At 46.1% G+C, this 15026-nt stretch carries 8 protein-coding genes; 3 read left to right on the top strand and 5 right to left on the bottom strand.

The genetic code is table 11. The features are described from left to right. The first annotated feature begins 21 nt into the window (after positions 1–21). The 3 genes from RID09_RS28120 to RID09_RS28110 all read left to right on the top strand — a co-directional run bounded on the left by RID09_RS28120 (position 22) and on the right by RID09_RS28110 (position 4518). Positions 22–3072: an efflux RND transporter permease subunit gene (locus RID09_RS28120; RefSeq protein ID WP_446339254.1), complete on the top strand. Its 3051-nt coding sequence runs from the start codon at positions 22–24 to the stop codon at positions 3070–3072. Between the two features lie 84 nt (positions 3073–3156). Further along, complete coding sequence (locus tag RID09_RS28115) at positions 3157–3291, top strand: hypothetical protein (protein WP_446339211.1); 135 nt, start codon at positions 3157–3159, stop codon at positions 3289–3291. 333 nt (positions 3292–3624) lie between these two features. Continuing rightward, positions 3625–4518 carry a lipid kinase gene (locus RID09_RS28110; protein ID WP_446339210.1) on the top strand — a complete coding sequence of 298 codons (894 nt, stop codon included), beginning with the start codon at positions 3625–3627 and terminating at the stop codon, positions 4516–4518. A gap of 241 nt (positions 4519–4759) precedes the next feature. On the opposite strand, the gene RID09_RS28105 is transcribed toward RID09_RS28110, so the two are convergent. The 5 genes from RID09_RS28105 to RID09_RS28085 all read right to left on the bottom strand — a co-directional run bounded on the left by RID09_RS28105 (position 4760) and on the right by RID09_RS28085 (position 14919). After that, entirely contained in the window at positions 4760–5896 is a 1137-nt protein-coding gene (locus RID09_RS28105) for a hybrid sensor histidine kinase/response regulator (RefSeq protein ID WP_446339209.1), read from the bottom strand. Positions 5897–6038: 142 nt separating this feature from the next. Beyond that, entirely contained in the window at positions 6039–12035 is a 5997-nt protein-coding gene (locus RID09_RS28100) for a PAS domain S-box protein (protein ID WP_446339208.1), read from the bottom strand. 160 nt (positions 12036–12195) lie between these two features. Continuing rightward, positions 12196–13434 (bottom strand): PQQ-dependent sugar dehydrogenase, encoded by a 1239-nt coding sequence (locus RID09_RS28095; RefSeq protein WP_446339207.1) that lies wholly within the window; start codon positions 13432–13434, stop codon positions 12196–12198. Positions 13435–13475: 41 nt separating this feature from the next. Continuing rightward, a complete protein-coding gene (locus tag RID09_RS28090) occupies positions 13476–14174 on the bottom strand; it encodes a hypothetical protein (RefSeq protein ID WP_446339206.1) in 699 nt (232 codons plus the stop codon). 34 nt (positions 14175–14208) lie between these two features. Beyond that, on the bottom strand, positions 14209–14919 hold the full coding sequence (locus tag RID09_RS28085) for an actin-binding WH2 domain-containing protein (RefSeq protein WP_446339205.1): 711 nt from the start codon (positions 14917–14919) through the stop codon (positions 14209–14211). Between the last annotated feature and the right edge of the window lie 107 nt (positions 14920–15026).

The raw sequence follows: 15026 nt of genomic DNA, 5'->3' as shown, positions 1-15026 counted from the left end.
GCGCAACTACAAACGAAGTTTATGTCTTTCCACCTCTCCGCTTGGTCAATTAAAAAACCAGTTCCTACTGTCGTCTTATTCCTAATTTTGGGCATCTTTGGTTTGGTGTCCTTTTTTCGGTTAGGAATTGACACTAATCCAAATATCGATATCCCCGCCGTGATGGTAACGGTTACCCAACCCGGTGCAGGACCCACAGAATTAGAAACTCAAGTCACCAAGAAAATAGAAGATTCGGTGGCGGGGTTGGGAAACATTGATGAACTCACCTCAACTGTGACGGAAGGGATTTCCACCACTACCGTTAGCTTTGTCTTGGGAACCGATAGCGATCGCGCCACGAATGATGTGCGTAATGCCGTTGCCCAAATTCGCCAAGATTTGCCCCAGGATGTGAATGAACCGATTGTCAAGCGTCTAGAGTTTGCTGGCGGTTCAATTATGACCTACGCCGTGGCGTCTGAGACGCGATCGGTGGAGCAATTAAGCGATTTAGTCGATCGCACGATTAGCCGCGCCCTCCTGAATGTACCCGGTGTGGCTCAAATTGACCGTTTGGGCGGTGTGGATCGCGAAATTCGAGTTGACCTTGATCCGAGTCGTTTACAAGCTTACGGAATTACTGCCACCCAAGTCAATGATCAAATCCGGAATTTAAATATTGACTTACCGGGAGGGCGGGGAAATGTCGGCGGAAGTGAGCAAAATATTCGGACTCTGGGAAGTGCCAATACGGTTGAAGAATTAAGAGGGTATCGGATTGTTCTCCCCAATGGCGCGACGGTTCCCTTATCCAGTTTAGGGGACGTAGAGGATAGTTTTGCCGAACAGCGACAGGCGGCGTCTTTGAATGGGGAATCAGTCGTGGCTTTTTCGGTGCTGCGGAGTACAGGTAGCACTTTAGTCACCGTGGAAGAAGGGGTGCGTGAGGCGGTTGCCGAATTGCAGGGAACCCTACCAAACGATGTGAATCTTGAACTGATTTTCACCTTTGCTGATGCGATTCGGGATTCCTATCAAGCCACCATTGATGCCTTAATTTTAGCCTGTATTCTAACCGTTATTGCCGTTGGATTGTTTTTGCGGGATTGGCGAGTGACGCTGATTACAGCTACAGCTTTACCTCTGTCAATTATTCCCACATTTGGGGTGATGAAAGCCCTCGGTTACACCCTAAACGGGATGACTCTCTTAGCCTTAGCTTTAGCTGTAGGTAACTTGGTCGATGATGCGATTTGTATGATTGAAAACATCGACCAACATTTAGATATGGGTAAAAAGCCCTTTCAAGCCGCATTGGATGCCTCACGAGAAATTGGTTTAGCTGTGGTGGCGACAACAGCAACCATTGTGGCGGTGTTTATTCCTGTGGCATTTATGGGGGGTATACCGGGTCAGTTTTTCCAACCCTTTGGCGTCACTGTGGCTGTATCCACCATGTTTTCTACGCTGGTGGCTTGTACCATGACACCAATGTTGAGTGCTTATTTGCTTAAACCGAAAGGGAACGGGCAACAGGGAACCGGGAAAAAACGGATTCACCCTTACCGCAATATCCTCAATTGGGCATTGCGCCATCGGATTACGACTTTATTAATGGCGGTTGTCTTCTTTATCGCTAGTTTACAACTGGTGCCGTTAATTCCCAAGGGTTTATTTGGTAGTGGAGATACGGGGTTGAGTACGGTGATGGTTGAACTCCCACCCGGATCGACCCTGAGTGACACAAAAGATATCATGGCACAACTCAACCAGTCGTTGCAAGAAAATCCGGCGGTTGAGAAAGTTTTTGCTACGGCGGATCAGATAAATTCGGCTACTGTCTACGCCAACCTGCTACCCAAGGATGAACGCGAGGTTTCCCAGCAGGAATTTGAACAACAAATGCGCCAGGTGTTCCGAACTATTCCAGGGGCGCGGATTAGTTTCCAAAGTCAAGGCGCTGGGGGAGGAGGTAAGGATTTATCGATTGTTCTCAAGAGTGAAAATGCCCCCGCGTTGACGCAAACGGCGGAAAGCTTGGAAAAGCAGATGCGGGATATTCCAGGATTGGTGGAAGTTACTTCTAGTACCAGTTTAGTCAAGCCGGAAATTGTGATTCAGCCTGATCCAGAACGGGCGGCGGATTTGGGTGTTTCTGTGGGCGCGATCGCACGCACGGCATCCTTAGCTTTAATTGGGGATAATGAGTCGAATCTGGCAAAGTTTGATTTAGCGGATCGGCAAATTCCGATTCGGGTACAACTTGACCCGGAAACTCGCGAAGATATTAGTACCCTGAAAAATTTACAGGTTCCCAGTCAAAATGGGACTCTGGTTCCCATTAGTGCGGTTGCTGATATTCGTTTGGGGAGTGGTCCTGCCCAAATTGACCGTTTTGATCGCAATCGTCAGGTATCGGTAGAGGCAAATTTAGAAGGAATTGCCCTGGGAGATGCTTTAGAAAAGGTGAAAGCATTACCCGCGATGAATCCCCTCCCGCCAGATGTGGCTGAGGAACCGGCTGGGGATGCCAAGATTATGCAGGATATTTTTACCCGGTTTGCCACAGCATTAGGGGCGGCGATTCTCTCGATTTATGCTATTTTGGTCTTGCTGTATAACAATTTCTTGTATCCGTTTGGGATTTTAGTCGCCCTACCGTTATCGGTTGGTGGGGCGTTACTGGGGTTGTTAGTGACGCAGAAAGAATTGGGTTTGTTTGCTTTAATTGGCATTGTTTTGCTGATGGGATTGGTGACTAAAAACGCCATTTTGTTAGTAGACTTTGCTTTAGCCGGGATGCAGGAAGGGAAACCCCAGTTTAAAGCGGTAGTGGATGCGGGGGTGTCTCGGTTACGCCCCATTCTGATGACTTCGGTTTCCACGATTGCTGGAATGATGCCCATTGCCTTAGAATTAGGGGCTGATGGCGAGGTACGCAGTCCCATGGCGATCGCAGTAATTGGTGGGTTTACGACTTCAACCCTGTTAACTTTGGTGGTGGTGCCGGTGTTATTTACTTATGTAGATAACTTATATCACTGGATTCGGGGATTATTTGGGGGGAAGAAAAAGCCGGTTCAGTTATAAAACGGTAGGGGCGCACGCTCCGTGCATTAATAACCATATTTTTTGTTGTTGACTAGATCACAGGTAAAAAAGGTAGCTTAACTTATGGCTTTATCTGAATTTCTCAAGAAAAAGATTTCATTGGCGTTCAATAAATACGACCTATCTAATGATGGAGTTTTAACAGTTTCTGTTAATCTTATCTATCCCGATCGGAAGACGCGATCGCACATCCATTAAACCCCGATAACCGAGGTGGCGATCACCAAGACAGGGCGACCCGATCCTCTGTAGGGGCGGGTTTTACTACTATCTTTTCGGTTGCACCTCAATGTGAGTAAACCCGCCCTGTTTCTCTAGTTGTTAATTAAGCCAAGCGGGTCGCCCCTACATGAGGATTACAGGGGTTGGACAACTGGTGGAATGGGAATGCAATTATCCACCTGTTAGAAGATGTGCGATCGCATCAAACCGATAAGATGTAGTAAGTAAGTCGGTGGAAATAAACTCAACACTCCACCAGTTCTGTAAGGAGTTCTCAAACCCTTACAAATAACGAAGGACAAATGACGAATGAATCCCCAGTTACCGCCTAAAAAAGCATTATTCTTAGTCAACCGTCAGTCTCGTCACGGACAGGAGCATCTATCCGAAGCCATAGATCAACTTAAGCAATTGGGTGTGACTTTACTGGAAGAATTAACCGAAGATCCACTAAAGCTTCCAGAAATAATCCGTCACTATCAACATCAGGTAGACCTAGTAATCATTGGTGGTGGTGATGGTACGCTTAATGCAGCGATAGAGGGGTTAGTGGATACTCAGTTACCATTAGGCATTTTACCCTTGGGGACGGCGAATGATTTGGCTCGGACGTTGGAAATTCCCGTTGATTTACTGAAAGCTTGCGAAGTGATTGCTAAAGGTCGATCTCATAAAATAGACTTGGGCTTGGTTAATGATCAATACTTTTTTAATGTTGCCAGTTGTGGATTGAGTGTGCAAATTACTCAGTCCCTTACCAAAGAAGCCAAAAGTCGCTGGGGAGTTTTAGCGTACCTAGCTACAGCATTAAAGGTAATTTGGCACGCGCGTCCTTTTCGGGCAGAAATTCGCATGAATGGAGAATCAATTCAGATTAAAACGATTCAAATTGCCATAGGGAATGGGCGACATTATGGTGGGGGAATGACCGTGTTTCATGATGCCAAAATTGATGATCAAAAGCTGGATTTCTACAGTCTGGAAATGCGTCATTGGTGGCATATTTTATCTATACTACCTGCGTTATGGCAGGGACGTCACGCGGATTTACCGGGAGTCCGTACTCTCCATGGTACAGAATTTGAGATTTATACTCGCAAACCTCGTTCTATTAATACGGATGGAGAAATTACCACTTCTACGCCAGCAAAATTTCGCCTGATTCCACAAGGGATATCTGTTTTGGTTCCGCGATCGCGGTGATTGGGGATTATTGGGAATTGATGATTGGGGATTATTGGGAATTGGGGATTATTGGGAATTGATGATTGGGGATTGGAAATTGGGGATTATTGGGAATTGATGATTGGGGATTGGGCGAAGCATTCGCGTTGCGATGTTAGTAGAAAACCGATACATACGGGCGCGAATGCTTCGCCCCTACGAACCCCTACGAACCCCTACGAACCGCTACGAACGAACCCCTGTTCCCTTTCCCTTTCCCTTACAGGATTACCGTAAAAATCGATCCTTGGGGTTGGTTGTCTTCGACGAATATTCTACCATTATGCGCCTCAATTACCATTTTACAAAAGGTTAAGCCTAAGCCAATCTGAGAAACCCCACTCATTAAATCTCCCACTTCATATTTGTCAAAAATATGGCGCTTGCGTTCTTCACTAATTCCTAAACCGGAATCAATAATCTGAAGCTGGGCTTTTGAGTTGGGAAAATCTGAGGACAGGGATTCATCGTGATAACTCACTCTGAGAATAACCAAACTTTCTGGAGGTGAAAATTTAATCGCGTTGGAAATTAAGTTTTCCAAAACCCGATGAAATAAATTCATATCGATCAAAAGAGACTCTGGGGATTCTCCTAGCTTGCTGATCAGTCGAATATTTTTCTGTTCAGAAATCGATTGAAACTGAAGGGTTACTGTAGATACTAATTCATTGAGATCAACAAACGTCCGATTCAAAACCATTTTACCCGAATCCATTTTCGCCAACATTAACAAATTATCGATCATGGAGTTGAGTTCACGACTGGAGTCAGCAATGATTTGCAATCGCTGTAAATCTTTACCATTGGTGGACGTTTGCAATAACAAGTCGCTACAAAGTAAGATATTAGTCAGCGGATTTCTTAAATCATGGACGATCATATTCGACAGATCTTCCCGCAGACGCAATGTAGCTTCTAGGGCGTCATATTGCTGCTTGATGCGTAACATCGAGCGCACCCGCGCCCGCAGTTCAATTCCGCTGACGGGTTTGGTGATGAAATCATCAGCACCCGCATTTAGCGATCGCGCCAAGTCTTCTTTTGAGTTGAGTGCGGTTACAATAATCACGGGAACGTGTTTCCAATGGGAATCGGATTTGATAGTACGGCAAACCTCAATCCCATTTAACTTAGGCATCATCACATCGAGTAAGATCACATCCGGTTCAACGGAGTCGAGCAGGTTTAACGCTTCTTCACCACTTGAAGCATAAAATAAATCATACCCCTCTCGATATAGATGGGCTTCAATCACATCAAAGGCATTCGGATCATCATCCACGATTAAGATAGACGTATTCTGATTTAGGCTATGCATATATGTAGCAACGGTGAGGTAAGGATAGGAAAACATGAAAAACTTATATTATTTTTAGATTCTTGAATTCTCTTTGATTAGTCGTTATTAAATTCTGTAAATATTCCTCAAACCCTTACATATAGACGAATGACGATAAAATCCCTTAACTTTAATTATTTCCCACCCACTTACCCTTTTACTCCCGATCAAGATATTGTTCAATTAGCGTCACCAAATTCTTCAAGCTAATCGGCTTCGTCATGTAATCCGTTATCCCTGAAGCCAAGCATTTTTCCCGATCCCCAGGCATTGCCAAAGCGGTGACAGCAATAATTGGCATCCGAGGCAAATTCATGTCCGCCCGAATCTGGCATGTTGCTTCTAATCCATCCATTTCTGGCATTTGAATATCCATTAAAATTAAATCGGGTGTATGCTGTTTAGCTTGTTGAACCGCTTCGATACCGTTTCGCGCTAAAATCACGCGAAAGCCTTTACTGTGCAAATAATCCGTCATTGTCAAAATATTTGCTTCATTATCTTCTGCTAATAGAATTAACGGTAACTGTTGTGCCACTGGTGGATAATCACTCTGATATGTTGGGGCAAACAACTGACTCAAAACAGACTGTAACTGGGGACGAGAAACGGGTTTAAGCAGATAGTCAGACGCCCCTAATTCTAAAGCTTTAGTCGGATCATCTACAACGGAAACCACCACCACCGGGATTGATGCCGTAGCCGGATTTCCTTTTAACTGAAGCAACACCTCCCAACCGGAAATATCCGGCAGTAAAATGTCTAAGATAATCACATCCGGCTTAAACTTATGCACGGCATCAATCGTACCTTCACCCTGAGGATGGATCAAAACCGTTACTCCTAATTCTCTCAGATAACGGGCAATATGGTTCGCTGAAGCATCCGAGTCTTCCACGACTAAGGCGTTGTGAATCGGAGGCAATTCTTTAGACACCAGTTTAGCCTCCCTCAGGGTTTGTCCTTTCAACTTGGTATGTTTCCAGGGAAGTGTCACCGTAAAGCAACTTCCCTTACCCACCTCACTTTCTAAAGCAATACTTCCTCCTTGTAATTCCACAATTCGCCGCACCAATGCTAACCCTAACCCTGTACCAGCATAGCGACGTGAGAGACTACTATCTAATTGCACAAAGGGTTTAAACAGTTTATTCAGGTTTTCTGGGGAAATACCAATCCCCGTATCGGTAACACTAAACTGCAACTGTTCATTGTCCGGATCTGCGGTAACCTGTAACGACACCTCGCCACCGTCTGGTGTAAATTTTACCCCATTACTTAATAAATTCACTAACACTTGGCGCAGGCGTCGTTCATCCACTTCAATCTCGCTGACTACCGATGCAATTTGGTAATGGAGTTTAATATTTTTCTGCTGCGCCTGCTGTTTAATAAAGGTTAAACTCGATGTACAAAGATAGTCTACAGAAACCGGAGTAAGCGAGAAGGACATTTTGCCGGACTCAATTTTAGAAAGATCCAGAATATCATTAATTAAGTCTAACAAATGCTTGCCACTTTGTTCAATTGTCACCAGGGATTTTCGCTGCTTGGCGGTTAACTCCCCATAGACTTCTTCCTGTAGGGCTTCGGCTAAACCCAGAATCGCATTCAGAGGTGTTCGCAACTCATGACTCATACTTGCCAGAAACTCATCTTTTAAACGGGTAGCCCGGGCTAATTCAGCATTGGCTAAACTAATCCGCTCATTACTTTCACGTAACTGTTTTTCTGCCTGTTTGCGTTCAGTGATATCATACACTAAGGCACAAGACCATAATAGTTTCCCTTGGTCATCCAAGACGGGACTTGTGGACATATACGCCCAGATCTTGTTTCCGGCTTTCGTGCACAATTGCACCTCTTGTCGATGAACTTGGTTTTGATTGAGCTGGATAGGAAACGACGGGGCAAAATAGTTATCCCCTGGCGTGATAAAATCCGCGATCGCATGTCCTAACATTTCCACTTCGGTATACCCCAGCATCCGTGCCATTGCCTGATTGATGTAGGTAGTATTTCCTTGGGCATCAATCACCCAGATTCCTTCCTCTGCGAGTTCCACAATTTGGGCATATCGCGTCTCGGTTTCCCGAATCTGACATTCTAACTTCTGGTTGAGACGTTTAATCTCATTCTCAGCCTGCTGACGTTCGGTAATATCGGTGAGAAAAACAATCACAAATGTGCCATTTTGGGTTTGAATCGTACTCAGCCCAACTTCAATGGGAAACTCACTCCCATCCCGATGTTTGGCATATAAATCATTAGATTTGCCCATAGATCGTTTACTCGGATGGGCGAGATAATTATCCCGATGTTCACGATGGATGAAGTGATAGCGTTGAGGCATTACATATTCAATTTTTCGCCCAAATACCTCGGTGCGATTATAGCCAAATAACTCTTCTGCTTTGGCATTAAAGACAATCATTTCTCCCTGGGCGTTGGTGACAATGATTGCTTCAGAAGCGGATTCTAAGAACGCCCGGAACTTAGCCTCACTCTCCCGCAGGGCGGCTTCTGTCTCTTTGCGATCGCTAATATCTTCCACAACCGCTAGGGCATAGTTTTGATCCTTTTCTGAATCCCGCACCCGCGAGATGGAAATATAAACCCATCGCCAGTTGCCATCTTTACGGATATAGCGTTTTTCCAGAGAGTAGTTATAAGTTTCTCCCGCCATCAACTGCTGTAAATATTCACTATTTTGTTCCCGATCATCCGGGTGAGTAATATCTTGCACCAGCCGCCCCACTAATTCCAATTCAGGATAGCCAGTAATGTCACAATAACGTTGATTCACCCGCAAGAGTTCTCCCGAAGGCTTAGCAACAGCAATCCCGACAGAGGCTTGTTCAAAGATAGCGCGGAAGCGTTCCTCACTATCCTGTAATGCCCGTTCAGCTTGTTTTCTTTCCGTAATATCATGAATAATAGAAACCAGAAAAATCCGTCCTTGGATTTCAATCGGACTCGAATACACTTCCACCTCGCGCATCTCTCCCGACGCCAGACGGTGAGGAAAGACAAAATAGGTGCGTTCTTCTAATTTTGCCCGTCTCATCTCCGCCTTAACTTGAGTCGGTGGTAGACAGTTTAAATCCGTAATCTTCTTGGTGAGCAGTTGCGATCGCGCATAGCCATAAAAATCTACCGCCGCCAAATTCGCATCAGTAATTGCACCGGTTTCGGCATCGATTAAGAGTTTAATTGCCTTACTATTCTCAAACATGGCACGAAAACGGGCTTCACTCTCTCCCAGGGCGGCTTCGGCTTTTTGTCGTTGCCATGCATTGGTTAAAATTTCACCCACGATTCTCAGCAGATGAATACTGCTATCTGACCAAATTTTTTCCTGGCGAAATGCATCAAATCCTACCCAACCCATGATCATCCCTTGATAGATTAGGGGAACCGCGATATGAGACCATCGATGAGAGGCTTGCCAATAGTGGCGATCTAGGGTAGCTTGATCAGGTAGATGATTAATACTGGGAATATAAACCACCTCACCCCGTTGCAGTTGAGCAAATTCCCAAGGAAAGGTTGAGATAGAAACCTCTGGGCAGGCATGAATTTGACGGTTGATTCCGGGTGTCACCCATTCATGAGTCATCCTTGCCGTCTGCCCATCCTGACTCATCTGAAAAATATAACTGGTATCCACTTGGGTGAGAGCGCCAATTTCGGCTAAAGCCTGGGTGATTCCGGCTTGAATATCGGCAGATGCCAGATTAATGAAGCGAGTGGAAATAGTGGCAACGAGTTGATCAAAGTCTAATTGATATTGTAATGCCGCTTCTGCCGCTTTGCGATCGCTAATATCGGTGTGTGAACCTACCATCCGCACCACATTACCCGACTCATCCCACAGGGCTTGTCCGCGATCAAGAATCCATTTATAGGAGCCATCTTTACACAAGAGGCGATGCTCACTACTATAATAGGGAGTCTTCTGATCAAAATGGTCTTGAATCACCCCCATCACCCACTCTAGGTGATCAGGATGGACTCGTTTCGACCATTCATCCAGATGATTGGCAATTTCATCATCCTCATAGCCCAACATTTCTTTCCAACGGGGCGATAAGAACACTTCATTCGTTTTCACATTCCAATCCCAGATGCCATCATTATTCCCCCGCAGGGCTAAATGCCAACGTTCCTCACTAACACCCAAGGCAGCCTCGGCTTGTTTGCGATCAGTAATATCAGAAGCAATGCCATCAAGTCGCAGGGGATAGCCACCCTCATCGTAAGTCACCCGCCCCCGATCGTAAAACCAGCGAATTTCTCCATCGGGTCGCTGAATCCGATATTCTAGGCTGTATGTACCCTGTGCCAATAACTGTTGACGAAAGGTACTGACTTGGGCATAATCATCAGGATGAACCACCTCTAGCCACAGGTTGGGATGATCAAAAAAGTCTTGTACTGGGCATCCATAAACCCTTTCCGTCGCTGGATTCAGGTACAGCACCTTATGGGTAGTCGCACAGACTGACCAAACTACATCATCAAGGGCATTGAGAATACTATCTAAGCGTTGTTTATTTTGGCGCAATGCCACTTGCGTCCGCAATGCCGAGATACCATAAGCTAAGTCATTTGCCAATTCTGTCAGTAATTTTACTTCAGCTTGATTAAAAGCATTGGCTTCACTGGCATAGATATTCAACGCCCCCAGACAGGTTCCTTCTACAATTAAGGGTAAGGCAATAGATGCGGCGTAACCTTGTTTTATTGCCCCATCTCGCCAAAGCTGATAACTTGGATCAGTGAGAATATTTTGGATAATTCTGGGTTCTTGGGTGCGAATTGCTGTCCCTGTGGGTCCGGTACCTCGTTGATTATCCCCCCAACTAATCTGTAAGGTTTCAATATAGTTATCTTCATACCCAGCTTGGGCAACTGGATGCACGGTTTTGGCGTCATCGGGTTGAGCAAAACCAATCCATACACAACGATAGCCACCGAATTCCACAATAATTTGACAGATATTGTGCAGCAGGGTGGTTTCATCGGTAGCCAAGACTAAAGCTTGGTTACATTCAGAAAGGGTTCGCAGGGCGCGATTGGCGCTATAGAGTTCTTGTTCGGAACGCTTACGCTCTGTGATATCCTGAGTCACAACCATACCTGCGATGATTTCACAGGTCTGGTTTTTTACGGGTAGGGCATGAACTGAGAAAATACGATTATGAAAGGGAATCTCACGGGTAACAGTTTCGCCCGCTAAGACTTGGCGATAGATGGGTTCTAGCTGGGTAGAGGTTTGGGGGGGAAAGCATTCCCAAATCGTTTTCCCTTCTAATTGGGTTTTGGATAAACTGACACGGGCTAAACCCCTCCCATCTGCTAATAGATAGCGTAATTCATGATTAAATAGAAGTACCGCCCCATTGGGGAAGTTTTCAACGACTGCCCGATAGCGGGCTTCACTCTCCCGCCAACGGCGATCGCTCTTTTGTAAATGTTGTTCTAAACGGTAGGATAGGTAGGCGGCGATACTGGAACCACCGATACCGATAACAGCTACAAGTGCCAAGACAAAGCCAGTAAACTGTCGCTGTTGTTCTAATTGTTGGTTGAGTTGAGTCTGTTGTTGTTGTTCGATTGCCAGAAACTGCTGGATTTCATCGGTAACCTGATCCATGACTTGCTTCCCCTCTAGCAGTTGAGCCATAAATTCTGGGGATTCTGTGGCGGTTTCAGGTTGGGAATTCACGAGTCGGAGATTGCGTTGGAGTAAGGTGACTCTAGCCGTGGCTAATGCGCGAATGGTTTGCAGGCGATGGGTTTGGGAATGTTCCTGGGCGACGAGTTGACGCAATTGATCCAGAGTGACGGGAATTTGTGCGATCGCGGATTCATAGCGAGTGAGAAAGTCTTGACGGCGGGTAATTTCATACCCTCGCACGGCGGTGTCGGCTTCGAGTAAATCGGAGTGTAAGCGTTGAGTTTCCAGACGCACCTGTTGAGTCTGTCGCAATCGAGTGTCGGCTTGGGCGGTTTGGAATTGCAACCAGCTAAATGTGGCGAGTGAGGTGACTAGACAGGTGACGGGAATTGCCAGGATTAACTGGCGTTTTTGTTGACGGGAAATTGTGATCCGGCGAAATTGTCGAGGTTGGGCGGGGTTGCTATCCATGCTAGGTGCTGCATCCGAAAGCTGATTCAACTCATCTCTAGCATAGAAGTTTTGATTGTGTAGGGGCGGGTTTCACGATTATCGTTTCGGTTGCATCCAGATGTAACTCGCACCCGCCCCGACTGAGGGGTTTGGTAACAGGGGTTTGGTAACCAAACCCCTACGGTTGCTGGGGTTCGATGCGGATCAGTTGTCCATTGGCTTCATCGGTGAGAATGTATAATAGTCCATCCGGACTTTGGCGCACATCCCGCACCCGTTGACCGATATCGATGGATGTCTCATTCACGACATTACCGGATTCATCGAGTTCAATATGGCGGACATCCCGCGAAACTAGCCCCCCTGCAAATAAATCGCCTTGCCACTGGGGGACGCGATCGCTATCATAGATTACTAGACCCGATGGTGCGATCGCAGGAGTCCAGACGAATTTGGAATCGACCAGACCCGGACGAGACTGCTGATCAGAAATAATTCCCCCAGAATATTCGCGGCTATGGGTGACGAGGGGCCAACCATAGTTTTGACCCGCTTCCACCAGATTCAGTTCATCGCCACCTCTGGCGCCATGTTCACTAGACCAAATCCGATTAGTTTGGGAATCGAATGCGAGTCCCTGGATATTGCGATGTCCATAACTCCAGATGGCTGGATCAGCTTCTGGGGATTCGACGAAGGGATTGTCATTGGGTATTGTACCATCGTCGTTGAGGCGGATAATTTTACCTAAATGACTGCGGCGGTTCTGCGCCTGTTTACGGATTAAATCACCATCGAGTTGAACTGGTGGATTTCCCCCATCACCGATCGCGACTAACATGGTATCGTCAGGTAGCCATACAATGCGGGAACCGAAATGCTGTCCCCCTGATTTCAGTTGAGATACCTGGAAAATTACCTCTAAATCCTGGAGGGCGTTACCCTCCAATTTGGCACGGGCAACTCGTGTATGATTGGCTTGGCGCGTACCGTGGGAATAGGTGAGATAGACTAATGAATTCTCCGAGAAGCGGGGATGAAGGGAGATATCCATTAATCCACCCTGCTGCACTGCAAATACTTCTGGTACTCCAGGGATGGGTGTGGGATCGAGTACCCCATCGCGGACAATTCGCAGTTGTCCTGATCGCTCAGTAATCAGTATGGCACCATCGGGTAGCCATGCCATTCCCCAGGGATGATCTAATCCTTCAACAAGGGTAGTTTTCTGGAAGCCTTGAGGTGTAGCGACGGGATCTGTCGCATCCTGGGATGAGGCTGAATCCACCGAGTCGGGTGGGGTTTGGGGAACGGTAGTGGTATTAGATGGGGGCGGGGTAAATGCACAACTGGTGAGGGTTACTAGCGCGATCGCACTCCCAGTTCCTTGGATTAGGCGAGGGATGTTGATAGTCATGGCGATTTTCCGTCTGGTGGTTAATTACTCTTGGTATAAGATTACAAATCTCGCATTTGTTGCTCCACACTAATCGCAATTTGCAGGGCTTCATCGAGCAAATAACCATACTGATCCGTTGGCGGATCAAGTTCTCCCGCAACCAAACTGGTTAAATTATTCTCTAGTGTAACCATCAATTCATCCGGTCGTGCCATTCCCCCTTGTTTCGTGCGAATAATTTCTATTTTCATCGCTTGCAGCAAACTATTTTTAGTCATTCGTAACGTCCGCAACACCTTTTCCGCTTCTAAGGAATTATCCCCTTGACAGTTTTTTTCCGTGCGACTCAGTTGATTCAGCATGGCTAGGGATTTAACCACACGATTGTACTTATCCACTTGGCGTAGCAACTTAGCTACAGACTTCCAATGTTTTGCCTGATTCACCAGCCAAATATTCGCTAATACTAAAATCAAAACTGACCCAAAAAAAAACAAGAGAAAGACGTTGGCAATGTCCGCCCCATCACTCGGCAAATTCCCCGATCGCTTCACCGCCAGAAACCCCACAGGCATAACAAAAATCAGAATTAGACCCAAACTAAAGACCTCAATAAACAGCAGCGATCGCAGGTGTTGGGAGTTACGCCAAAATAAGCCCCGGTAAACCGTTGTGGCTAGCCCCGCACTCAGATCTAACCCGGCGCTTTGCTCTAATTCGGTTGGAGTAATCGGCAATTCGGCTAAATTATTCAGCATAAAATTATCTCCCGAAGTCATTGATTTTTTCTGCTTAACTTAAGCCTAAAGCGTGAGTCAGAGTTTTCCAAATATGCACATAGAAATTACTCTCTAAAGGACGAAACAGCGCAAAGTCTTTTCCCGGCGTGCCAAAAAAGGGTCGCAGTGACCAACCCAACTGACTGCCAACAAAACCGTAGAGAAATAACCAAGCTTGGACAACCTTAAGATTACGGGATTTATCCGTATCTTGAGAATGAGAATGCAGCAATTTCATGCTTTGGTAGAAAAACTGAATACCGATCACGCCAGTTAAGGCAAAAATGACCACATTGAGTAACTTGAAAAACTCGTAATCATTCACCGAGAGCAGGAAAAATAAGACCACAGGAACAAATGCCAAAAGCATGACACTGATCACTGACGTGGTGGCTAAGAGCAACACTAAATATTGGCGAAAATTGCGCTGTGAACCCGTCACCACCTCGAAAATATATAAACTGGGCAGACAAACCAGCAGTGTGATTAAATAAAGACCGGGTAACTTAATCGCTGAACTAATCGCCTGCAGCCAATGACTCGACGCCCCAATCACCAAGCCGTACAACGCGATAAACGAAGCGCTACACACTAATAATGAAACAATTTTACTATCGAGTCCGATTTTCTTCTCAACCTCGGTCAGAAATGTCTTGCGATCGCGTAAAAAAGACATCAAACTGGAAAAGTGATTCATCCTATCCTCCAGGTATACCCGTCGCATCTCTACATTCCTCGACTATAACAGGAGTTTAATGGGCGTAGGGGCGCATGGCGTGCGCCCATAAAATAGTCGTCAAACCCGCCCCTACACAATCAAAACCTTCTCCT

Origin of the sequence: Coleofasciculus sp. G1-WW12-02, from assembly GCF_040219735.1 — a bacterium.
Classification (GTDB): Bacteria; Cyanobacteriota; Cyanobacteriia; order Cyanobacteriales; family Coleofasciculaceae; genus Coleofasciculus.
Note: the sequence above shows the minus strand (reverse complement) of the source record. Positions and strands in the feature narration are given on the sequence as shown.

Coding starts and splice junctions, on each gene's coding strand:
- RID09_RS28120 (WP_446339254.1), top strand. CDS start 22: ATGTCTTTCCACCTCTCCGCTTGGTCAATTAAAAAACCAGTTCCTACT.
- RID09_RS28115 (WP_446339211.1), top strand. CDS start 3,157: ATGGCTTTATCTGAATTTCTCAAGAAAAAGATTTCATTGGCGTTCAAT.
- RID09_RS28110 (WP_446339210.1), top strand. CDS start 3,625: ATGAATCCCCAGTTACCGCCTAAAAAAGCATTATTCTTAGTCAACCGT.
- RID09_RS28105 (WP_446339209.1), bottom strand. CDS start 5,896: ATGTTTTCCTATCCTTACCTCACCGTTGCTACATATATGCATAGCCTA.
- RID09_RS28100 (WP_446339208.1), bottom strand. CDS start 12,035: ATGGATAGCAACCCCGCCCAACCTCGACAATTTCGCCGGATCACAATT.
- RID09_RS28095 (WP_446339207.1), bottom strand. CDS start 13,434: ATGACTATCAACATCCCTCGCCTAATCCAAGGAACTGGGAGTGCGATC.
- RID09_RS28090 (WP_446339206.1), bottom strand. CDS start 14,174: ATGCTGAATAATTTAGCCGAATTGCCGATTACTCCAACCGAATTAGAG.
- RID09_RS28085 (WP_446339205.1), bottom strand. CDS start 14,919: ATGCGACGGGTATACCTGGAGGATAGGATGAATCACTTTTCCAGTTTG.